Annotated in this window: 20 protein-coding genes and 4 tRNA genes; 13 read left to right on the forward strand and 11 right to left on the reverse strand. The window is 54.6% G+C overall.

Features of this window, described 5'->3' with window-relative positions; translation table 11 throughout:
* Positions 1-72 precede the first annotated feature (72 nt).
* Positions 73-1,938, forward strand: a complete 1,866-nt coding sequence (locus AACY09_RS12230; RefSeq protein WP_339488303.1) for a SurA N-terminal domain-containing protein — start codon at positions 73-75, stop codon at positions 1,936-1,938.
* Positions 1,939-2,150: 212 nt separating this feature from the next.
* Here the strand turns inward: AACY09_RS12230 and AACY09_RS12235 are convergent, their stop codons facing one another.
* Positions 2,151-2,918 carry a DODA-type extradiol aromatic ring-opening family dioxygenase gene (locus AACY09_RS12235; RefSeq protein ID WP_339488305.1) on the reverse strand — a complete coding sequence of 256 codons (768 nt, stop codon included), beginning with the start codon at positions 2,916-2,918 and terminating at the stop codon, positions 2,151-2,153.
* A gap of 207 nt (positions 2,919-3,125) precedes the next feature.
* On the opposite strand from AACY09_RS12235, the gene AACY09_RS12240 reads away from it, so the two are divergent.
* The gene (locus AACY09_RS12240; protein WP_339488308.1) at positions 3,126-3,776 is read left to right on the forward strand and encodes a thiopurine S-methyltransferase; all 651 of its coding nucleotides are present in this window, start codon (positions 3,126-3,128) and stop codon (positions 3,774-3,776) included.
* Between the two features lie 19 nt (positions 3,777-3,795).
* Here the strand turns inward: AACY09_RS12240 and AACY09_RS12245 are convergent, their stop codons facing one another.
* The 4 genes from AACY09_RS12245 to AACY09_RS12260 all read right to left on the reverse strand — a co-directional run bounded on the left by AACY09_RS12245 (position 3,796) and on the right by AACY09_RS12260 (position 7,047).
* Positions 3,796-4,182, reverse strand: coding sequence for a transcriptional regulator (locus tag AACY09_RS12245; protein ID WP_339488310.1), 387 nt, complete (start codon positions 4,180-4,182; stop codon positions 3,796-3,798).
* Between the two features lie 187 nt (positions 4,183-4,369).
* Positions 4,370-5,242 (reverse strand): protease HtpX, encoded by an 873-nt coding sequence (gene htpX, locus AACY09_RS12250; RefSeq protein WP_339488313.1) that lies wholly within the window; start codon positions 5,240-5,242, stop codon positions 4,370-4,372.
* A gap of 88 nt (positions 5,243-5,330) precedes the next feature.
* Entirely contained in the window at positions 5,331-5,780 is a 450-nt protein-coding gene (locus tag AACY09_RS12255; protein ID WP_339488314.1) for a hypothetical protein, read from the reverse strand.
* Positions 5,781-5,835: 55 nt separating this feature from the next.
* Positions 5,836-7,047 (reverse strand): pyridoxal phosphate-dependent aminotransferase, encoded by a 1,212-nt coding sequence (locus AACY09_RS12260; RefSeq protein WP_339488316.1) that lies wholly within the window; start codon positions 7,045-7,047, stop codon positions 5,836-5,838.
* Positions 7,048-7,360: 313 nt separating this feature from the next.
* On the opposite strand from AACY09_RS12260, the gene AACY09_RS12265 reads away from it, so the two are divergent.
* Positions 7,361-7,846: a glutathione peroxidase gene (locus AACY09_RS12265; protein ID WP_339488318.1), complete on the forward strand. Its 486-nt coding sequence runs from the start codon at positions 7,361-7,363 to the stop codon at positions 7,844-7,846.
* Positions 7,843-8,304, forward strand: coding sequence for a MarR family winged helix-turn-helix transcriptional regulator (locus tag AACY09_RS12270; protein WP_339488320.1), 462 nt, complete (start codon positions 7,843-7,845; stop codon positions 8,302-8,304). The genes AACY09_RS12265 and AACY09_RS12270 overlap by 4 nt, the downstream gene beginning before the upstream one ends.
* Here AACY09_RS12270 and AACY09_RS12275 read toward each other — a convergent pair.
* A complete protein-coding gene (locus tag AACY09_RS12275; RefSeq protein ID WP_339488321.1) occupies positions 8,288-10,603 on the reverse strand; it encodes a hybrid sensor histidine kinase/response regulator in 2,316 nt (771 codons plus the stop codon). The genes AACY09_RS12270 and AACY09_RS12275 overlap by 17 nt on opposite strands.
* 305 nt (positions 10,604-10,908) lie before the next feature.
* On the opposite strand from AACY09_RS12275, the gene AACY09_RS12280 reads away from it, so the two are divergent.
* Positions 10,909-11,802 carry an ATP-binding protein gene (locus AACY09_RS12280; RefSeq protein WP_339488322.1) on the forward strand — a complete coding sequence of 298 codons (894 nt, stop codon included), beginning with the start codon at positions 10,909-10,911 and terminating at the stop codon, positions 11,800-11,802.
* Positions 11,795-12,277 (forward strand): GAF domain-containing protein, encoded by a 483-nt coding sequence (locus AACY09_RS12285; RefSeq protein ID WP_339488323.1) that lies wholly within the window; start codon positions 11,795-11,797, stop codon positions 12,275-12,277. The genes AACY09_RS12280 and AACY09_RS12285 overlap by 8 nt, the downstream gene beginning before the upstream one ends.
* A 171-nt stretch (positions 12,278-12,448) precedes the next feature.
* Here the strand turns inward: AACY09_RS12285 and AACY09_RS12290 are convergent, their stop codons facing one another.
* Complete coding sequence (locus AACY09_RS12290) at positions 12,449-13,123, reverse strand: glutathione S-transferase family protein (RefSeq protein WP_339488324.1); 675 nt, start codon at positions 13,121-13,123, stop codon at positions 12,449-12,451.
* Between the two features lie 40 nt (positions 13,124-13,163).
* Positions 13,164-13,934, reverse strand: a complete 771-nt coding sequence (locus tag AACY09_RS12295; protein WP_339488325.1) for a hypothetical protein — start codon at positions 13,932-13,934, stop codon at positions 13,164-13,166.
* Between the two features lie 223 nt (positions 13,935-14,157).
* On the opposite strand from AACY09_RS12295, the gene AACY09_RS12300 reads away from it, so the two are divergent.
* The 4 genes from AACY09_RS12300 to AACY09_RS12315 all read left to right on the forward strand — a co-directional run bounded on the left by AACY09_RS12300 (position 14,158) and on the right by AACY09_RS12315 (position 14,604).
* Positions 14,158-14,233: transfer RNA gene (locus AACY09_RS12300), tRNA-Glu, on the forward strand.
* A 31-nt stretch (positions 14,234-14,264) separates the two neighbouring features.
* Positions 14,265-14,340 (forward strand) — tRNA-Gly (locus tag AACY09_RS12305).
* A 74-nt stretch (positions 14,341-14,414) separates the two neighbouring features.
* A tRNA-Glu gene (locus AACY09_RS12310) sits at positions 14,415-14,490 on the forward strand.
* Positions 14,491-14,528: 38 nt separating this feature from the next.
* A tRNA-Gly gene (locus tag AACY09_RS12315) sits at positions 14,529-14,604 on the forward strand.
* Positions 14,605-14,831: 227 nt separating this feature from the next.
* Here the strand turns inward: AACY09_RS12315 and AACY09_RS12320 are convergent.
* Together AACY09_RS12320 and AACY09_RS12325 are read right to left on the reverse strand one after the other, a co-directional pair.
* Positions 14,832-15,245, reverse strand: a complete 414-nt coding sequence (locus AACY09_RS12320; RefSeq protein ID WP_339488327.1) for a PA2817 family protein — start codon at positions 15,243-15,245, stop codon at positions 14,832-14,834.
* A gap of 76 nt (positions 15,246-15,321) precedes the next feature.
* Positions 15,322-17,769, reverse strand: a complete 2,448-nt coding sequence (locus tag AACY09_RS12325; RefSeq protein WP_339488329.1) for an acyl-CoA dehydrogenase — start codon at positions 17,767-17,769, stop codon at positions 15,322-15,324.
* A gap of 164 nt (positions 17,770-17,933) precedes the next feature.
* Here AACY09_RS12325 and AACY09_RS12330 point away from each other — a divergent pair, with 164 nt between their 5' ends.
* From AACY09_RS12330 to AACY09_RS12340, 3 genes are all read left to right on the forward strand, one after another.
* Entirely contained in the window at positions 17,934-18,593 is a 660-nt protein-coding gene (locus AACY09_RS12330; protein WP_339488330.1) for a transglutaminase-like domain-containing protein, read from the forward strand.
* A 200-nt stretch (positions 18,594-18,793) separates the two neighbouring features.
* Positions 18,794-19,726, forward strand: a complete 933-nt coding sequence (locus tag AACY09_RS12335) for an ABC transporter ATP-binding protein (RefSeq protein WP_339488332.1) — start codon at positions 18,794-18,796, stop codon at positions 19,724-19,726.
* 11 nt (positions 19,727-19,737) lie between these two features.
* Positions 19,738-20,517, forward strand: a complete 780-nt coding sequence (locus AACY09_RS12340) for an ABC transporter permease (RefSeq protein ID WP_339488716.1) — start codon at positions 19,738-19,740, stop codon at positions 20,515-20,517.
* A 107-nt stretch (positions 20,518-20,624) separates the two neighbouring features.
* Here the strand turns inward: AACY09_RS12340 and AACY09_RS12345 are convergent, their stop codons facing one another.
* Positions 20,625-21,629 (reverse strand): NADP-dependent oxidoreductase, encoded by a 1,005-nt coding sequence (locus AACY09_RS12345; protein ID WP_339488333.1) that lies wholly within the window; start codon positions 21,627-21,629, stop codon positions 20,625-20,627.
* Between the last annotated feature and the right edge of the window lie 62 nt (positions 21,630-21,691).

The following is a 21,691-nucleotide window of genomic DNA, read 5'->3' on the forward strand; positions in this document are numbered from 1 at the left end:
GCGCCTTTCTTCTATCCGGAATTTACCCACACTGCGCGGCTGCTTTTTTTATACAGTCGTTCTGGGGGATGCATGCTTCAGAATATTAGGGACAATTCACAAGGTTGGATTGCCAAGACTATTATCGGCATTATCGTTGCGCTGCTCGCATTGACGGGTATCGACGCGATTTTTACCGGCACCAGTAATAGTCAGAATGCCGCCGATGTTAATGGCGAAAAGATTACTCAAAGCGAGCTTGGCCAAGCAGTAGAGATGCAACGCCGCCAGCTCGTTCAGCAGTTGGGCAAGAACTTTGACCCTGCGCTGCTTGATGAGAAATTACTGCGTGATGCTGCGCTCAAAGGTCTGATTGAACGTAGCCTGCTGCTGCAGGGTGCAACTGACGCAAACTTCGGTTTCTCCGAGCCTGCGCTGGACCAGGTTATTTTGATGACGCCTGAGTTCGCCGTTGACGGTAAATTCAATGCCGACCGTTTTGACCAGGTGATTCGTCAGCTTGGTTATACGCGTATGCAGTTCCGTCAGATGCTCAAGCAGGAAATGCTTATCGGCCAACTGCGTGCAGGTCTGGCGGCCAGCAGTTTCGTGACAGACGAAGAAGTGCAGGCATTTGCCGCGCTGGAAAAGCAGACACGTGACTTCGCCACCCTGACAGTCAAAGCTGATCCGGCTGCTGTGACGCTCAGCGATGATGACGTCAAAGCCTATTACGATGCCCAGAGCAGCCAGTTTATGAGCCCTGAGCAAGTGGTCGTGCAGTATGTCGAGCTGAAAAAAGATGCGTTCTTTGATCAGGTCAAGGTCGATGACAAAGACTTGCAAGACGCTTACAAAACCGAAATCGCCAACCTCACCGAGCAACGTGATGCTGCGCATATCCTGATTGAAGTAAATGACAAGGTCAGCGATGACCAAGCCAAAGCTAAGATCGAGGAAATCCAGAAGCGCCTGAAGAATGGTGAAGATTTCGCTGCGTTGGCAAAAGAGCTGTCGCAAGACCCAGGTTCTGCCAACAATGGCGGTGACCTAGGCTACGCGGGTCCTGGTGTTTATGACCCAGAGTTTGAGAAGGCCTTGTATGCGCTGGACAAGGACCAGGTGTCTGGCCCTGTGCGCAGCAGCTTCGGCTGGCACTTGATCAAATTGATGGGTGTGCAAGCGCCAGAAGTACCGAGTTTTGACAGCCTGAAAGAAAAGCTGGTTAACGACCTCAAAGCACAAAAAGTTGAAAAGCGTTTTGTTGAGGCGTCCAAGCAACTTGAAGATTCAGCGTTCGAGGCATCTGATCTGGCTCAGCCGGCGCAAGAGCTCGGTCTGAAAGTTGAAACCAGCAAACCATTTGGCCGCGAAGGCGGCGGTGAGGGCATTACAGCAAATCGCAAGGTCGTTGAGGCTGCCTACAGCAGCGATGTACTTGAAGGCGGCAGCAACAGTGCCGTGGTCGAGCTTGATCCAAGTACTGCGGTTGTGGTCCACGTCAAACAGCACCTCAAGCCTGAGCAACTGAAGCTTGAAGAGGTGGCTGACAGCATCCGTGAACACCTGACAACAGTGCGTGCCAGCGAAGCGGCCAAAGCTGCTGGTGAGAAGCAGATTGCTCAGCTCAGCGCTGGCAATGCCGCAGCCGATAACGATAAGTGGGCTGTGACTGAAGCCGCAACACGTGCGCAGGAAGGTGTAGATCCTGTGGTTTTGCAGGCCCTGTTCCGCATGCCAAAGCCCGCGGATGATGGTAAGTCGACTTATACCGGCGTGAGCCTGGCAAATGGAGACTTCACCCTTATCCGTCTGGATGGCGTAAGCAAGCAAGAGCAAGCGCTTACCGATGAAGAAAAAACCACTTACCGTCGCTTCCTCGCGTCGCGTATCGGTCAGCAAGACTTTGCGGCTTACCGCAAACAGCTAGAAGATAAAGCAGACATTGAGCGTTTCTAACGTTTAAGCGAATTATCTGAAGCATAAAAAAGACCGCTAAGCGGTCTTTTTTATTGCGTCTGTTATTCATTCGCAGCGTAGGAATATGCAGCGCTCTCCTGGGGTTTGGCCGGTGGGCAGTGTGGACGACGTCTGATCCAGACGCCATTAGCGGTGTGGGTAGTAAGGTCGTAGACACGGGCCTCGATGGGCAAGCTTCAGGTCAATCGATCTTAATCAAAACGGTAAATATCCATGCCCAATGCGCCAAGTGTAAATCCGCTGTGAGCAACACTGAAGTCGGTGCCTGCGCCCAAGGCAAAGAACAGCGGTAGCAGGTGTTCATCAGTTGGATGATTGCGCGTTGCAAAGGGAGCACGTTGGCGATAGTTGAGCAGGGTGCTTTCATCACCAATGCTAAGAGCGTTCACTATCCAGTCACGAAACGCCTGCGCCCACGGCTGTGCACTGTCATGAGTCGCTTGCCAGTCAAGCTCGCGCAGGTTGTGGGTGATGCTGCCTGAGCCAATCAGCAAGTAGCCCTGAGCTCGTAATTGGCTTAACGCCTTACCGATTTTATATTGCAGTGCAGGGCCTTGCTGGCTTGGCAGTGATACCTGCACCACAGGGATAGTGGCTTGGGGGTACATTAAGGAAAGCGGCACCCAGGTACCGTGGTCAAAAGGTTGTTGTGGATCAAGACTGGCACTCAGGTCTTGCTCATTTAACAGGTGCACAACAGTGCGGGCCAGTGCCGGGTCTCCGGGTGCAGGGTAGTCGATCCGATACAGCGCGGGAGGAAAACCGCCAAAGTCATGCCATGTGCTTGGCTGGGAGGCGCTGCTTACGTGCAGTGTGGGTGACTCCCAGTGCGCAGACATGACGATTATGGCTTTGGGTGTCTCCAGGCTGGCCGCCAGCTCCCGCAACGCCGGACCGCTAGCACCGGGCTCGAGGGCAAGCATGGGCGAACCATGGGAAATATAGAGGCTGGGTAGCATGACAAATCCTCGCTGGGCGAAAGACGCCTGAATGGTTTGTCACCATTATTTGAACAATCCGATCAATCATCAAACGCTAATAATCGGCTTAATCAATCGATAAAGTCGATCTGATAAGTGCTGCGGGCTGCGTTGTGTCTGCCATGGTATTTGCCGTGGCTATGGGCGAAGATATTCGCCTACACAATGACTCGATAAGGCATGGCAATGCAGACAGATTTTTGGCAAAGCCGCTGGGAAAAAAACGAAATTGGTTTTCATGCGAAAGAGGTCAACAGCTTCTTGCAGGCCAATTGGTCCGGGCTTGGTTTGCAGGCGGGGGATCAAGTCTTCGTGCCTTTATGCGGGAAAAGCCTGGATTTAACCTGGTTGGCTGCACAAGGCTTGCGCGTCACGGGTGTTGAGCTGTCGCAGATCGCAGTTGAGGCTTTTTTTGCAGAGCAACAACTTGAGCCCCTGGTTAGACAAGAAGGGGAATTCAAGGTGTATCGCGCAGGTTCTGTCGAGATTTACTGCGGTGATTTTTTTCAATTTGACGGGGCACTGTTGAAAGGCTGCAAGGGCTTTTATGACCGCGCAGCGCTCATTGCCTTACCGGCTGAGATGCGTGCCCGTTATGTACAGCACTTGCAGGCTATCTTGCCGGTCGGTTGCCAAGGAGTGTTGGTGACCTTGATTTACGATCAGGCAAAAATGCAGGGCCCACCATTCTCGGTGACCGATGACGAGGTGGCTGGCCTGTTCAGCAGTGGCTGGGCGTGTGAGCGCCTGCGCACCGAAGATGCATTTAACAAGCGCTTCGCTGATCGCGGCCTGACCACGTTGGAAGAGTCTGTTTATCAGCTGCGCCGCTGTTGAGCGGTCTGGCCGACACGCTTTAGGTCGCCTTGACGGCCAGTTTGTCAAAGACTTCCGGCACTAGCGCGCTAAGCCCTTCGCGGTCGAGTATTTCGCGAGGGTGCTGCTCGCCGGGAAAGCTGCTATCGATCATATTCAGCAGCTGTAAGCCACGATCAGTGAGGACAAAATTCTCGCCATTCCCCCCTTCAGCCTCGGGGCGTGGGGCAATGAAATCGGCTTTAAGCAGCAAGGCTTCATAGTCACATGCCTGTGCTTTCAGATCGTCCTCGTTAATATCGCTGGCACCTGCGCGTTGTTCTTCTTCCGCAAGTTGCACCGCGTACTTGCGTGGATTGAAGCGTTCGTTGGCTGAATCCTGTGCATGTTGCAGCAAGCGTTCTATGAGATCCCAGTTGTACTTCATGGTCGTACTCCTGCTTTAGCGATTGGGTGCAAAAAAGCGACGCAATATACGCCGTTATTAGTATCGACCCTGGCGCTCGGCGGACGTTCAGTTGCAGTGGTCAGGGGTGACTGTCGCTCCATGGATTTGCAGGTTTGGCGCTCATAAAAAAGGCGACCCTAGGGTCGCCTTGCTGCGCATTACGGCTTTAGCCGCGCTGGCGCAGTGCTTCAATGCGTACTTCAAGCGGTGGGTGGCTCATCAGCAGACCAGCCAAGCCGTTTTTCAGGCCGCCATTGATACCGAATGCGGCAAGGGAGCTTGGCATCTCAACCGGTACACCTTGCTCTGAACGCAGGCGCTGCAGGGCCGCGATCATCGAGTTAGTGCCCGCCAGTTTGGCACCGGCTTCGTCCGCCTTGAATTCACGCTTACGCGAGAACCACATGACGATGATGCTGGCGAGAATGCCCAGAACCAGTTCGGCGAAGATGGTCGCCACGAAATAACCGATACCCGGGCCGTTTTCGTTTTTCAGGATGGCCTTGTCGACGAAGTTACCGAAGATACGGGCGAAGAACATTACGAAGGTGTTCACCACGCCTTGAATCAAGGCCAGCGTCACCATGTCGCCATTGGCAACGTGGCCAATTTCATGGGCGAGTACGGCTTTCACTTCATCTGGGGAGAAGCGTTCAAGCAGGCCTTGGCTGACGGCGACCAAGGCGTCGTTCTTGTTCCAGCCGGTGGCGAATGCATTGGACTCATATGCCGGGAAGATACCGACCTCGGGCATTTTGATCCCGGCTTCTCGCGACAATTCCTCAACCGTCTGCATCAGCCATTGCTCGTGGCGGGTGCGCGGTTGACTGATGATTTGCGTGCCGGTGCTCATCTTCGCCATCCACTTGGACAGGAGCAGCGAAATGATTGAGCCAGCAAAGCCAAATACCGCGCAGAAAGCCAACAGGCTGCCGTAGTTCTGACCGGTGTAGCGGTCAACGCCCAGCAGCTTCAAGGTGATGCTGGCAACCAGCAGCACAGCCATGTTGGTGGCTAGAAATAAGAAAATGCGTTTCATTTTTAGAAACTACTCCTCAAAGGAAAGGTGTACACGGTATGCAGGCTATATAAGGCCGTCGGCGTCAGGCTTCAATCGGGCGACTATTTCAAGCTATTTCGTCTTTGCCGAGTTCGCCGACAAAGAGTAGACGGGCAAGATGGGCAAGTTGTTCGCTGTTCTGTTGGGCAATTGCCTGACGTAACTGAAATGCCAGGGTGGCATGAACCCGGCGTACGCTCGGCGGCAAGGCCGGGTCATGACTGCCGGCCTGAGGAATGCTGCGCGACAGGCGTAAAAAGCCTTTTTCGCTGAGGATCGCCTGATCGAGCGCTTCATAGGCAATCGTCGACTCAAAGCGAATGTAACCCTCTTCAGCTAACCATAGCTGGGCGCCCAGGCAGCTTTGATGGCGTTTACTTGGCAAGCCAAACTCATCCGGCTCTTCACGGCCAATCAGGTCCTCAACATAAAGGCCGATCTTGCGTGGGAACGCTTGATAAAGCATCAGCAGACCGGCTGCTGCGTCTTTATAGAAATCGTCGATTTGCAGGTCCATATATCGGCGCCGAAAAAGGGTGACGGAGTAGGGGATTGCGTTGGGCAAACCGACGCTATTGATTGTAACCCTTGAGAAAGCTGCCAATACGGCCGATGGCTTGCTCCAGTTCATCCACCCGAGGCAAGGTCACTACGCGGAAGTGATCGGGCCACGGCCAGTTGAACGCAGTGCCTTGTACGATCAGGAGCTTTTCCGAGAGCAGCAAGTCGAGAACGAATTTCTCATCGTTGTGGATGGGGCAGATTTTCGGGTCGATCTTAGGGAAAGCGTAAAGCGCGCCCATGGGTTTTACGCAGCTGACCCCAGGAATATCGTTGAGCAGCTCCCAGGTGCGATTGCGTTGTTCGAGCAGGCGACCATTGGGCAATACCAAGTCGTTGATGCTCTGGTAGCCGCCCAGTGCAGTCTGAATGGCATGCTGGCTGGGCACGTTCGCGCACAGGCGCATGTTGGCCAGAATGTCGATGCCTTCAATGTAGCTTTGGGCGCGATGTTTAGGACCCGAAATAGCCACCCAGCCGGATCGGAATCCGGCGATACGGTACGACTTGGAGAGGCCGTTAAAGGTCAGGCACAACACATCTGGCGCTAGGGATGCAGTGCAAATGTGTTTGGCGTCGTCGTAGAGAATCTTGTCGTAGATTTCGTCGGAGAACAGCACCAGATTGTGCTGGCGGGCCAGTTCAACGATATCCAGCAACACTTCTTTGGAGTAGACCGCACCAGTTGGGTTGTTGGGGTTGATCAGTACCAGCGCCTTGGTGTTCGGGGTGATTTTCGCGCGAATGTCCGCGACATCAGGGAACCAGCCTGCTTGTTCGTCACAGAGGTAATGCACCGGCTTGCCACCTGACAGCGCTACAGAGGCAGTCCAGAGCGGGTAGTCAGGTGCCGGGATCAACACTTCGTCGCCGTTGTTCAGCAGCGCTTGCATGGCCATTACGATCAGCTCAGACACGCCGTTACCGAGGTAGATGTCCTCGATGCCGATGCCTTCGACGTTCATCTGCTGGTAATACTGCATCACTGCTTTACGCGCGCTAAACAAGCCTTTTGAGTCGCTATAGCCCTGTGCGGTGGGCAGATTGCGGATCACGTCCTGGAGGATCTCTTCAGGTGCTTCAAATCCAAACGGAGCGGGGTTGCCAATGTTGAGCTTGAGAATGCGGTGGCCTTCCTCTTCAAGGCGCTTGGCATGCTTGAGCACTGGGCCACGAATGTCGTAGCAGACGTTGGCGAGCTTGTTCGATTTGCTGACCTGCATGTGAAGTGATCCTGAAGTGAAAAAACTAATCCCACGGGCAAGGGCGACGCGTGCTGGCTGGAAAAAATCCGCGCCGGGCAACTGGGCTCGAATGATACGTTGCAGGGTGGTTCAGGCAAAGTGACTCAGCAGCTTTTTCGATGCAGGCGCCGAAAATAGTCGTGTGACTGAGAAGTAATTAGTCGCAGCGCAAGCGAGCGAGGGTGATCAGGTTCGCTGAATGGATGGTATTAGTGGCGTTTATTTAAATTGTGTGCAATTAAATTGCGAGCTATCTTTAAGTCCAACTTTTAATTAGCACAGAGCCCATAACGTGACTGACGCATTATTTGACATTCCGTGCACCACCATTAGCGGCGAGCAAAAGACCCTTGCCGACTTTGCAGGCAAGGCTGTGTTGGTGGTCAATACCGCCAGCAAGTGCGGATTTACCCCGCAGTACAAAGGCCTTGAGGCACTTTGGCAGACATACAAGGACCAGGGCCTGGTTATCCTCGGTTTCCCGTGCAACCAGTTTGGTAAGCAAGAGCCGGGCGACGAAGGTGAAATATCGCAGTTCTGCGAGCTTAATTTTGGTGTCAGTTTCCCGCTGTTCAAGAAAGTCGATGTCAACGGAAGTGATGCACATCCCTTGTTCGTTTCGCTGAAAAAGCGCGCTCCGGGCCTGCTTGGCAGCAAAGGTATCAAGTGGAATTTCACCAAGTTCTTGCTCAGTTCCGACGGTAAGCAAGTGACGCGTTTTGCGCCAACAACCAAGCCTGAAGATCTGACGAACGAGATTGAAGCGCTATTGAAATGAAGCCTGAGTTGTCGCTGCAGCTGGATGATCAACTTTGCTTCAAGTTGTATGCCGCGTCGCGAGCGGTCGTGCGCGCCTACAAGCCGATGCTTGATCAGTTGGGCCTGACCTATCCGCAATATCTGGTCATGCTGGTGCTGTGGGAGTGGCAAAAAACAGCGCCTGAACAGCCGACAGTTAAAGCCCTGGGTGCCAGGCTGTTGCTGGATTCCGGCACCTTGACTCCGCTGTTGAAGCGCCTTGAACAACAAGGCTTATTGCTGCGTAGGCGTTCGGCCAGTGACGAGCGAGCAGTCAACCTGCAACTTACCGAGCACGGCGTGCAGCTGCGAGAGCAAGTGCTGCCGCTCAAGGCACAACTGATATGTGAGTCGGGGGCTGACCTGAACGAGTTGGATGAGTTGCGCGCTCAGGTTGGCGGGCTGCTTACGCGGCTCTTGCCTATACTCGGCTCTTGAGCCCGTTTTCAAGCGCCGTAATCAGTTCTTCGCGGGTAAAAGGTTTGGCCAGGTAATCGCTCATACCGGCGGCTTTGCACCGCTGGCGCTCATCACTCAGGGCGTTGGCGGTAAGGGCAATGATGGGCAGGCTCGCATACTCCCCGCTTTGGCGGATGCGCCGGCTGGCCTCATAGCCATCCATGATCGGCATGTTGCAGTCCATCAGCACAAGGTCGATCGGGTGTTCGCTGAGTTGTTTGAGCGCGTGCTCACCTTCGTTGGCGATGATGACCCTGTAACCCAGCTTGGTGAGCATGCCTTTGGCGACCAATTGGTTTACCGGGTTGTCTTCGACCAGCAGCACGCAGGCTTTGTAGTCGGACTCTTCAGGCTGTGTCGACAGGTCTTTGGATGCAGTGGGCTGTATCCTGAGGTGGCGCTCAAGTGCGCGCCGCAAGACTTTCTGCGACAACGGACGGGCCAGTTGGTCCAGAGGTGCCAGTGATGTCGCCTGTTCCGGTGCGAGAAAACTGCCGTAGGCGGTGATCAGCAGGATCGGCGCTTGGCAATTTAGTCGTGTGCTGTACAGGCATTCTGGGCAATCGCTGATAACAATCTGTGGCGTATGCCCAAGCAGGCTGGCATCGGTATCCAATCGTTGGTAGTCCAGGCCCCAGTGCGGCAGCAGGGTCTTGAGCATTTCATTGAGGCCAGAGCTCACTGGAGTCAGGCCGATAACCGTGCCGTTTAATGGCTCTAACTGGGCCGGAGGCGCGCTGCTTTTCAGGGGTAGAAAGGCCGTGAATTCGGAACCAAAACCCAGTTTTGATTGGACGTTGAGTTGGCCCTGCATCGACTCGCATAAATGACGACTCAAGGCCAGGCCAAGGCCGGTACCGCCATATTGTCGGGTAATACCTGCATCGGCCTGGGTGAAGGGCTCGAATATCCGCTCATAGGCAGCTTCAGTGATTCCAATTCCGGTATCACGGACGGTAAATTCAATGCCATGCTCCACAGGTTTGACGCGCACGTCCACGCGACCGAAGCGAGTGAATTTCAGCGCGTTTGAAATCAAGTTGCTAATGACTTGACCGACGCGCGTCGGATCGCCAACCACGTCTGCAGGTAACTGCGGATCAATCAGGCAGGTCAGCTCAACGCCGGGACCGGCATTTTGTGAAAGCAAGCTGGCGGTGTCTTCGACCAAGGCCTTCAGGTCGAATGCAATATGTTCGAGTTGCAGTTGGCCAGACTCAAACTTGGACAGGTCGAGAATGTCGTTGAGCAAGTCGACCAGCACTTTTCCTGAGTGATGGGCAATGCTCAACTGTTGTTGCTGTTCGCTGCTGGAGGGCGCGTCCAGTGCCAGCGAGAGCATGCCAAGCAAGCCATTTAAGGGTGTGCGTATTTCATGGCTCATGTTGGCGAGAAAGGTGGCGCGAGTATGGGCCGATTGCAGGGCTTGTTGCTGGGCATGCTCCAGCTCGTGATTAGAATTCAGCAGGCGCGTGTTGGTTGCTTTGAGCTCGGCCGTGCGTTGGGCTACGGCTGTTTCCAGTTCCTGCAGGGACTGATTGAGGCGCTGTTCGGCATTTTTACGCTGTTTTATCTCATCATCAATGCTGGTCAGTTGGTGATTGACGACACCTACCAGTCGGCCAATCTCATCGTGCTCATGGCCGGGAGGGCAGGGCAGTGGGGCCGTATTGGGTTTGTGCAGGCTGCGTGAGCTAAGGGATCTGACGACTTCGATCAGTGGCTTGGTCAGCATGAAATAGAACAAAACCAGCAGGATCAGTGACAGCAGCAGGGTGCGGGCGAAACCGGTGGTGATGGTCAACATGGAGCGCCGCAGAAAATTACTGCCAAAGGCATAGGTGTCAACTTCAATGCGCAACGAGCCGAGGTTTTCCTCTGGGGCGCGGTCTATCATCAGCACCCGTTCAAACTGGCGACGTGCGCCGAATAAGTAATCGCTGATAAAGCGGTACTGGCTAACACGGGCAGGACGTGATGCCTCGGCCATGGTGCTGCGGTCTGCCGCTATGATGCTCGCGTCGATGACGGCCGGGGAACGTAATAAACCCACGACCAGCTCTTGAGCTAATTCAGCATCCAAGTTGTAGGCAATGCGCGATGCTGGGTTATAGCTGGTGTCGAGTAAGGCCTGGATTTCACGGTCGATAGAGGCGTCTTCACTGACGTAATCGATACCCACCTGAATAATGCTCAGTACCGTGCCAAGAATAAACGCAACCAATACCGTAAGGCTGGCCTGTTTATAAGAGAGTCGGTGGGTTAAGGATATTTCCATCGGTGCTGGCGGACCTGTTGGTTTGAGCGGGCAAGCATAGCTGATCTAGAGAAAGGGTTGGCAGGTAGATTTTAGCCGCTATTGAAGGGGCGCCGCAGTGGTTTATATCGCAGCTTTAAGCTATCGAAATACAGGGGCGGGCGGGTAAACTGGCAAACCACTCGCGTCACGAGCGGACTTGTCCAGCAGCAATCCAGCTTAGGCAGTGCGCAACCCTGTGCGGAAAGTCCCTGCGTTGATAGCGAAGTAAATAACCATCTGTGGGCAGGCAATGGTGTGAATTACCAAGTCTAGGAGTGTGAGTTGTGGATTCGCGAATTATTGATTTTATACAACGTGCCGAGGTCGTACTCGCGCGTCTAGAGCCACTGTTGCCAGCAGAACCGGTGGTAATTGACTGGCAGCAGAGCTTGGCGGCACGTTGGCAGCGAGAAGGGCGCAGCGGTTTCCTGCAGCCGCTCAACGTCAGTCTGGATCTTGATCTGACGGATATAATTGGTGTCGATACCCAGCGCGAGCAGTTGTCGCGCAATACCTCACAATTTGTTCGCGGTTTACCGGCTAACCATGCGTTGCTCTGGGGTGCCAGAGGGACAGGCAAGTCGTCTTTGATACGCGCCTTGTTGGCAGCCCATGCGAGCAACGGTTTACGCCTGATTGAAATCGAGCGTGACTATCTGGCAGATCTCCCGCGGGTGGTCGAATTGTTGTCAGGTCTGCCGCAACGTTTCATATTATTTTGTGATGACCTGTCGTTCGATGCAGGTGAAGGCGATTACCGTATTCTGAAAAGCGTGCTTGATGGCTCATTGGAGCGCGCGCCAGATAATGTCTTGCTCTACGCAACGTCCAACCGACGCCATCTGGTTCCTGAAAAAGAAAGCGATAACCAAAACTACAAAATGGTCGATGGCGAGTTGCATCCCAGTGAGGCTGTTGAGGACAAGATCGCGCTGTCGGATCGTTTTGGTCTGTGGTTGTCCTTTTACCCCTTCACCCAAGAGCACTTTCTCAACGTAGTGCGCCACTGGGTTAGCGTTCAGGCCAGCGCGGCTGGTTTACAGTGGGCTTGGGATGAATCCCTGGAGAAAGCCGCTATTCGCTGGGCGACGGGGCGTGGAAATCGTAACGGACGCTGTGCCTTCCAGTTCGCCCGCTATTGGGTGGGCCTAAAACTTTTAGAGAATGCAGATGATTGAGCTAGAGAGCACCGCTGCTGGCGCTGAAGAGTACCCGATGCTGGTCGCACAGCTGGAGTCTTTACTGGCAGATGAGCGTGACTTCATCGCCAATGCCGCGCAGTTTTCCGCCTTTTTGTTTCAGCAAATGCCGGCGTTAAATTGGGCGGGGTTTTACCTGGCACGGGATAACGAGCTGGTGCTGGGGCCATTTCAGGGCAAAGTTGCTTGCGTGCGCATTCCGTTTGGGCGTGGGGTTTGCGGCGCTGCTGCGCTAAGCCAGCAAACCCAAAGGGTAGAAGATGTTCATGCCTTTGCCGGACATATCGCTTGCGACAGCGCCTCGAACAGCGAGCTGGTCGTGCCGCTGCTGAAGGCTGGGCACTTAATCGGTGTACTTGATCTGGATAGCCCGGACGTCGGGCGTTTTAGCGCTGCAGATCAAAGCGGTGTGGAGCAACTGGTTGAGGTGTTTTTGCGCCTGACAGATTGCTGAATCGAACGAAGGCTTTGATCTTCACCCGGGCGGGAACGCTTAGCCTTGCCAGCCTACGCTGAAGGTTGTCGGACCTGCGGAGGTGGATGATGCTATTTCATCCACTTCCGCGCTGCGGATATCCGCGTTGTCGGTTTGGGCCATGCTGGGTGAGGGTCGTGTTGATGCACCCTAGGCTTGCGCGGCTTTGCTCGCCATTTTTGCCAGCATCGCATGCTCACCGGTCAATACGGTCTGCATTGAACTGCGTGAGCGAAGGCGCTCGCAATGTTGCGCAAGCTTGGGCCAGCGACTGGCGTCAATGCACTCATCACCGTGTTGCATGTTCACCCATTGGCTGGCGATTGCCAGGTCAGCCAATGTCAGCGACTCGCCCACAAAGAACTGTTTGTTGCCCAGTTGGCTTTCCAGGTAATCAAAGTGGGGCGGCAGCTTTTCATTCATGGTTGTGGCCACTGCTAGCTCATCACTGGCTTTGCCCATTGAGGTTTTCAGAACGCGGTTGCGGAATACGCAAAAGGTACTCAGTGGTGCAATCTCATAGTCAGCGTACTTTTCCAGCCAACGCACCCGCGCGCGCTGCTCGGGGTCGTTGCCAAGCAGGGGGGTGAGTTCTGGATATTGATCTTCCAGGTACTGACAGATCACGCTGGAATCAGCGAGGCTAAGATCGCCGTCCTTGAACGCCGGGATGCGGCCAAGTGGATTAAGGTCCTTGTACCAGTCGGGTTGTTTACCGAATGGAAGAATCATCTCAAGGTCATAATCGAGGCCTTTCTCCGCCAGAAATACACGCACCTTGCGCACAAAGGGTGAGAGTGGGGCGCCATAGACGATCATGCTCATTGGGTCTCCTTGTTGTCAGGGTGTAGCGGGCTTTGCGATTTCAGTCGTAGATGTTCTTTTTCTTCCAATCTTCGTCACTGCCGATGCTGTCCAGGCCTTGGTTCAGCTCGCTGTCGGTATCGGTAGGCGCTGGCGCCTGGTTGAGAACCAGGTTGTTGGCTATCTCAAGCTGTTCTTGAAACTGCTTGAGCGTGGCGCTGTAGCGTGCGGGATCGCTCTGTTTGCGCAGATACTGCACGCCGCGCTCAAATGCCAGGCGAGCTTGGCCTGGCTGGTTCTGCTGCATTGCACGTTGACCGAGGTTGCTGAAGTATTCGATATGCAATTGGGTAAGAAGCTGAGGAACTCGTTGCAGCCATTGCTTCACTTCAGCCGCGGGCAGAATGCCGTCCTGGCCGGCGCGGGTGATTTGACTGTGCAGGTTCTCTAGAATGAAGCGCGTCTGTTTGGCTTGCTGTTCGTTGAGAATTCTGGCCGGTGGGTTTTTAACCGCAATGGATTCGCCCTGAGCAATCGATTTAGTCAGCTCGGCGAGCGATTCCTTGAGAGCACTGTTGGCTTTATCCTTGGCCAACATTCGTTCGCTGTATCGCGCTTGTACCACGGTGAGCATCAGCTTGAGGTCGGGCGACATCAGCTGCCCTGGCATCGACTCTGATACCTCAGCGCAGCGACGTATGCGGTCGTTGAGCTCAGCTTTGAGTCGGGCTTTCTCAAGTTTGCTGTTTTCAACGGCATGGTTGATGTAGGCAATCATTAGCAAAAGGCCAATGCCACCAACAATTAACAGGGTAATCACGAGCGGGGACATCTATACAACCTCTCGAGTGCTTAGTTTTCAGCGAGTGTAGTGCCTTACGCGGTAGGCTGATAGCGTAGTCGCATCTTTTGGTTTGAAGTCGTTGATTTTAAAATATTTTTACACAGAGGTTGACGGCTACTCAAAGGCTCCATAGAATGCGCGCCACTTCTTAGCGCAATGTCAGATGGCAAAGCACAGGAAGCCGGAGATAAAGTTGTTGGTTCCGGGATGCGTCCCCTTCGTCTAGTGGCCTAGGACACCGCCCTTTCACGGCGGTAACAGGGGTTCGAGTCCCCTAGGGGACGCCACTTTTAATAAGTGGCGTTGCAGATGTAAAATGCGGGAATAGCTCAGTTGGTAGAGCACGACCTTGCCAAGGTCGGGGTCGCGAGTTCGAGTCTCGTTTCCCGCTCCAGTTTCAAATGTGTTGCCCGGCAGGCGACACAATGGCTAACTTGAGTTAACTCAGGCTAGCGTGAAAAGTTCCAGGTCCCCTTCGTCTAGTGGCCTAGGACACCGCCCTTTCACGGCGGTAACAGGGGTTCGAGTCCCCTAGGGGACGCCATTTTGCTGTAAGCGCTTCGTAAGAAGTGTGTTGTAAATGCGGGAATAGCTCAGTTGGTAGAGCACGACCTTGCCAAGGTCGGGGTCGCGAGTTCGAGTCTCGTTTCCCGCTCCAAATAAACAAAAAAGCCGCTCATTCGAGCGGCTTTTTTGTGTCTGAAATTTGATCTGGATCAGGGCCCGATGGTGGACAAGATTCGCCTTGTCACACCCTTGAAGGCACACCTCACCTAGGGTGGATGAGGCCTTTTTCATCCACTATTTGTAGCCGCAAACATCCGGGTTATTGGTTGAACGCGGTGGTTACACTTGGCGTTGTCCACCGGAGCTTTTGCCTGTGTTTCAGTGCTTGCTGTTGGTTTCTGGGGACAGCGCCAGCAGGCGTTTCTCCTGATTCCAGTCAAACGGCTCATCGTTTTCCATCGCTGCAAAGCGGCGTTCATCGAGTGCCTGGAACATTTCAATCTCTTCATCGGGCATAAAGTGCAGGCAGTCACCACCAAAGAACCACAACAGGTCACGGGGGACCAGGTGGGCAATTTGCGGGTAGCGGTGGAAGATCTGACTGATCAGGTCCTGACCGAGGTAGAGGCTGCTCTCGGTATCGGCCGGTAGCAAGGCCATCAGTTCGTCATAACGCTCGATAAACAGCGCATGGCTATCATCGAGAATCTGCTCGGCTTCACCCAGGGCGACCAGAATGCCGCGCAATTGAGCGAGCAGGGCGAGATGGTGATCAAGGTGGCTGCTGGACATAACGATAATCCTCAATGTAAAACGGGCGCCGGAGTATAAAGCTCCGCGCGCCCGCTGTCCCGTTAAGGTCGACGGCTTACCTGATTTTGCCGCGGCTAAGTTTGAGCTCGTCCTTGGCAAAATCGTCGACATCGATTACCACGCGGCGAGCTGCTTCGGCCTGTTGCAGGCTTGCGGCCTCTTCCGCTGAGAGCGCCCCTGCGGTGAGCGCAGACTCGATCAGGGTTTGCCCGGGTTGCTCTTTAACTTCGCCGGACTTTTCAGCTTTATGCAGCTTTTTGTGCAGTGGCTTGGCTTGCTCAAGCAGGTCCATGGCCCGTTGCAAGGCCGCAACCGGGTCCTTGTCGCCTGTTGGGCGGTAGCAACCGGTCAAAATCTCTTCAAGCGCAGCATCGCCCTTGTTGCGGCCGATGATTTCGGCGATCTCGGCATCCAGTTCATCGCTCGGGCCACGGTGGCGACGTCCCAGCGGGAACACCAGCACGCGCAGGGCGCAGCCGAGGAATTTGTTCGGGAAGTTACAGAGCAAATCGTCCATGGCCTCTTCAGCCTTGCTCAGGCTTTCTTCCATTGCCCAGCGCAGCATGGGCTTGGAGTGCGCCGAGTAATCAAGATCGTGATAACGCTTGAGCGCGGCAGAGCCCAGATACAGGTTGCTCAAGACATCGCCGAGACGAGCCGACAATCGCTCACGACGCTTTAGTTCACCACCGAGCAGCATCATGCTCATGTCCGCGAGCATGGCAAACGCGGCGGATAGGCGATTCAGTGCGCGGTAGTAAGGCTGGCTGAGGTTGTCACCCGGAACCGAGCCGAGGCGGTTAAGAGTCAGGCTCAAGACCAGGGTGCTAGCCGCATTGCTGATGGCAAAGCCGATGTGCTGCATTAACAACTCGTCGAACTCGATCAGCGCCTGATCTTTGTCCTCACGGCTGGCAAGGGCCATTTCCTTGAGTACATAAGGATGGCAGCGGATAGCGCCCTGACCGAAGATCATCAGGTTGCGCGACAGGATATTCGCACCTTCAACGGTGATGAAGATCGGCGCACCTTGCCACGAGCGGCCTAGGTAGTTGTTGGGCCCCATAATGATGCCTTTGCCGCCGTGCACGTCCATGGCATCGCTGATGCACTCCCGGCCACGTTCGGTCAGGTGGTACTTGAGAATCGCCGAAAGCACCGAAGGTTTTTCACCCAGATCGACTGCGTTTGCAGTGAGGATGCGGGCGCTGTCCATCATCCAGGCATTGCCGCCGATGCGCGCCATCGCCTCTTGAATGCCTTCGAAAGCGGAAAGTGGCACATTGAATTGCTCACGCACCTGGCTGTATTGACCGGTCACCAGGCTGGTGAACTTGGCCGCGCCGGTGCCCACTGCCGGGAGGGAGATAGAACGGCCAACCGAAAGGCAGTTCATCAGCATCATCCAGCCTTTGCCGAGCATTTCTTGCCCGCCAATCAGGAACTCGAGTGGGATAAATACATCTTTACCCGAGTTCGGGCCGTTCATGAACGCCGCGCCGAGCGGGTAGTGACGACGCCCAATTTCTACGCCTGCGGTATCCGTTGGTACCAGTGCCAGACTGATGCCGAGGTCTTCTTCTTCGCCCAGCAAGTGCTCAGGGTCATAAGCCTTGAAGGCCAAGCCGAGCAAGGTTGCGACTGGGCCCAGGGTGATATAGCGCTTTTCCCAGGTCAGGCGCAGACCGATAACCTGTTCGCCTTGCCATTCACCTTTGCAGATGATGCCCGTGTCTGGCATCGCACCCGCATCGGACCCGGCCAATGGGCCGGTCAGGGCGAAGCAAGGGATGTCTTCGCCGCTGGCCAAGCGCGGCAAGTAGTGGTTACGTTGCTGGTCGGTGCCGTAATGCAGCAACAACTCCGCAGGGCCGAGGGAGTTAGGCACCATCACGGTGGAGGCGAGGTCACCACTGCGGGTGGCGAGTTTCATTGCAACCTGTGAGTGAGCGTATGCCGAGAAGCCTTTGCCACCGTATTCTTTAGGGATAATCAGGGCAAAAAAGCCATGTTCCTTAATATGGGCCCAGGCTTTTTCAGGCAAGTCCATCTGCTGGCCAATTTCCCAGTCAGTGACCATTGCGCAGAGCGCTTCGGTAGGGCCATCAAGGAAGGCTTGCTCTTCTTCGCTCAATACGGCTTTTGGATAAGCCAGCAGCTTGTCCCAGTCCGGGCGGCCGCTGAACAGTTCGCCATCCCACCAGACGGTGCCGGCCTCAATCGCGTCGCGCTCGGTCTCCGACATGGGCGGCAGCACTTTCTGGAACCAGGAAAACAATGGCGCAGTGAATATTTTGCGGCGTAAATCAGGCAGCGCCAGTGGCAAAGCGATTGCGAGGAGGATCAGCCAGAGCACCGTCATAAGCACGCCGTGTGCATGGCTAAAAGCACCCATCACTAGCAGGTACACAGCAACGCATGCCAGCGCGGGGATCGGTGAGATGCGGCGGTGCGCCATGTAAACCACACCAACCACTAAAACAATTAACCAGACTGCGAGCATTTAACGTCCTCCATGATGACGACCATTTTTAGATTGAGCGTCTTGAGCTTAGCCGTCATCTGTCAGTAGATGGCGACAAGGGCAGTGAGCTTGGCTGTTATGTCATGACATCGGCGCATACAGCGCAGTTAGACTGAGCTAACCAAGCCAAGGGGAATACGCCGATGAACCAATACCTAAAAGCCAATCGCTTCATCGATAGTGACCACCCTACGCTAATTGAGTTCGCAGATCATGCACGAGGTGCAACATCGGATCTCCGCCAGCAATCAGTCAACTTGTATTACGCAGTGCGCGACGGCATCCGTTACAACCCTTACACCTTTAGCCGCGACCCGCAAACACTGAAAGCCAGCCATGCACTCACCGCAGGCGAAAGCTACTGCGTGCCCAAGGCGGCATTGCTTGCCGCCTGCGCCAGGCACTGTGGAATACCTGCACGAATTGGTTTGGCCGATGTGCGCAATCACCTCTCTACGCCGCGTTTGCTTGAGTTGCTGCGCAGCGATGTGTTTGCCATGCACGGTTATACGGAGCTGTACTTGGACGGACGATGGGTAAAAGCCACGCCAGCCTTTAATGCCGAACTGTGTGGGCTGTTTGCGGTGGCGCCGCTGGAGTTCGACGGGATCAGTGACAGCGTCTTCCATCCTTATAATCAGCAAGGTGAACGCTACATGGAATACCTGGCTGATCATGGTCAGTTTGCGGATGTGCCTGAGGCCTTGTTCTTTGCCCATCTGGCGAAAATCTACCCGCATCTGTTTGTTGAAGGCTCGCAGATGATGCTCGGAGATATGCATGCCGAGGCCAAGAACAGCTAATCAGTATGAAGCGCAGTGATAGTCACCATTAGGCTCAGGGCCTTCCTTCTTTTCCGGGCGATGCTAGGCTGTCATCGCGCAAATATATTTCATTAAATTTCGACTGTTGTGTGAGTGGCTGCTCCAGCGCGTTAAACTGGGTAGCAGTCGTATCACGGCGCTTTTAATTCACTTTTTATTTTTGGGTGCGTGCATTCTTTATGACTACCGCTCTGTCCATTCGGCAGCTTACTAAAACCTACGGCAATGGCTTTCAAGCACTCTATGGCATTGACCTGGACGTGGCTGAAGGCGATTTCTATGCGTTGCTCGGCCCTAACGGGGCTGGCAAATCCACCACAATCGGCATTCTTTCGACCCTGGTGAATAAATCCAGCGGCACAGTCAATGTGTTTGGTTTTGACCTCGATAAAGATCCTGCTGCACTCAAGCGCTGCATCGGCGTGGTGCCGCAGGAATTTAACTTCAACCAATTCGAAAAAGTCTTCGACATCGTCGTCACTCAAGCCGGTTATTACGGCATCCCAGCGCGCATCGCCAAAGAACGCGCTGAGCATTACCTCAAGCAGCTCGGCTTGTGGGAGAAGCGTGACGTGGCTTCGCGTGAGCTTTCGGGCGGCATGAAGCGCCGGTTGATGATCGCGCGAGCATTGGTTCACGAGCCTCGCTTGTTGATTCTCGACGAGCCTACCGCGGGCGTTGATATTGAGTTGCGCCGCTCAATGTGGAGCTTCTTGACCAAGCTCAACGAGCAGGGCATTACAATCATCTTGACCACCCATTACCTCGAAGAGGCCGAGCAGCTGTGCCGGAACATCGGCATCATCGATCACGGTCGCATCGTCGAAAACACCAGCATGCGTGAATTGCTGCAAACCCTGCATGTCGAGACTTTCTTGCTCGACCTGAGTGCATCGCTGCTGGTCGAGCCTGAGCTCGATGGCTATCCGGTTAAGCTGATGGATCATCACACCCTTGAGGTGCAGGTCGACAAGGATCAGGGCGTCACCGAACTGTTCCGGCAGCTGGCTGAGCAGAACATTGAGGTGTCGAGCATGCGCAACAAGAGCAATCGACTTGAGGAGCTGTTCGTCAACTTGGTCGAAAAGAATCTGGCCAAGGAGACAGTATGAACAAGGAACACCTGAACTCAGAATTTGCCGCCAACATGGTTGCCTTGCGCACTATCGTTTATCGCGAAGTGCGTCGCTTTACCCGCATATGGCCACAAACCCTGCTGCCGCCCGCCATTACCATGGTCCTGTATTTCGTCATTTTCGGTAATTTGATCGGCCGGCAGATTGGCGACATGGGTGGCTTTAGCTACATGCAGTACATCGTGCCAGGTTTGATCATGATGTCGGTGATCACCAACTCTTACGGGAACGTGGTGTCGAGCTTCTTCGGCAGCAAGTTCCAGCGTTCAATTGAAGAGTTGATGGTTTCCCCGGTTTCACCTCACATCATTTTGATCGGCTACGTCACCGGTGGCGTGCTGCGCGGTCTGGCTGTGGGTTTTATCGTCACCTTGCTGTCGCTGTTTTTCACCGATTTGCAGGTTCACCATTTGGGGCTGACGGTGCTGGTGGTGCTGTTGACGGCGACCATTTTCTCGTTGGGCGGCTTCGTCAATGCGGTGTTTGCCCGTAACTTCGATGATATCTCGATCATCCCGACCTTCGTGCTAACACCATTGACCTATCTGGGCGGGGTCTTCTACTCGATCAACCTGTTGCCGCCATTCTGGCAGAGCGTGTCGATGGCCAACCCGGTGCTGCATATGGTTAACGCCTTCCGCTACGGCATTCTCGGTGTTTCGGATATTCGTATCAGTGTCGCCGTGACCTTTATGCTGATCGCCACTGCTGTGTTGTATTTGCTGTGCGTGCGCTTGCTGGTCAGTGGCCGGGGTATGCGTCAGTAATAGATCGCTACGCAACCAAAAAGCGGCGCTTGGTGAATAATCCAAGCGCCGCTTTTTTATGAGGTTTGGTGCGCCAGGATCGTCACCCCGCGCGCTGTGGAAGGGGCTTAGACTTTAAGCACCAGCTTGCCGAAGTTTTCGCCGCTGAATAGCTTGAGCAGGGTTTCTGGGAAGGTTTCTAAACCTTCGACAATATCTTCCTTGGACTTCAACTTGCCGCTGGCCATCCAGCCGCCCATTTCTTTGGCGGCATCAGCAAACTGGCTGGCATAGTCCATCACCACAAAGCCTTCCATGCGAGCACGGTTGACCAGCAGCGACAGGTAGTTGGCCGGGCCTTTGACTGCTTCTTTGTTGTTGTACTGGCTGATCGCGCCACAAATGACGATACGGGCTTTCGGTGCGATACGGGTCAATGCTGCATCGAGGATATCGCCACCGACGTTATCGAAGAACACATCGATGCCTTTCGGACATTCACGCTTGAGACCTGCGAGCAGGTCTTCATTTTTGTAGTCGATTACGCCGTCGAAACCGAGCTCATCAATTAACAATTTGCACTTTTTCGCGCCGCCTGCGATCCCTACAACGCGGCAGCCTTTAATCTTCGCGATCTGTCCTACAACGCTGCCTACAGCGCCTGCCGCGCCTGAGATCACCACGGTTTCGCCCGCCTTGGGGGCGCCGACATCAAGCAAGGCGAAGTAAGCGGTCATGCCGGTCATGCCCAGTGCAGACAGGTACAGCGGTAGTGGTGCGCGACTTGGGTCGACTTTGTAGAAGCCCCGTGGCTCGCCCACAAAGTAATCCTGCACGCCAATGGCGCCATTGACGTGGTCGCCCACTTCAAAGTTCGGGTTTTTCGAAGCTATTACTTCGCCGACACCCAAGGCACGCATCACTTCACCCAAGCCAACCGGCGGAATATATGACTTGGCATCGTTCATCCAGCCACGCATGGCCGGGTCGAGTGACAGGAACGCGTTCTTCACCACGATCTGGCCTTCCGCAGGCTCAGCCAGCGGCACTTCAACAAAGCTGAATGTGTCGCGTGTGGGGGCGCCAACCGGGCGTTGGGCGAGCAGGAACTGGCGATTGATTTGTACGGTCATGACAAGTACTCGTTGATCGAAACCTATGGTGATAGCGCGTCAGCGGGTAATGAGCAACCGAA

Origin of the sequence: Pseudomonas sp. EL_65y_Pfl2_R95, from assembly GCF_963971045.1 — a bacterium.
Lineage (GTDB): Bacteria > Pseudomonadota > Gammaproteobacteria > Pseudomonadales > Pseudomonadaceae > Aquipseudomonas.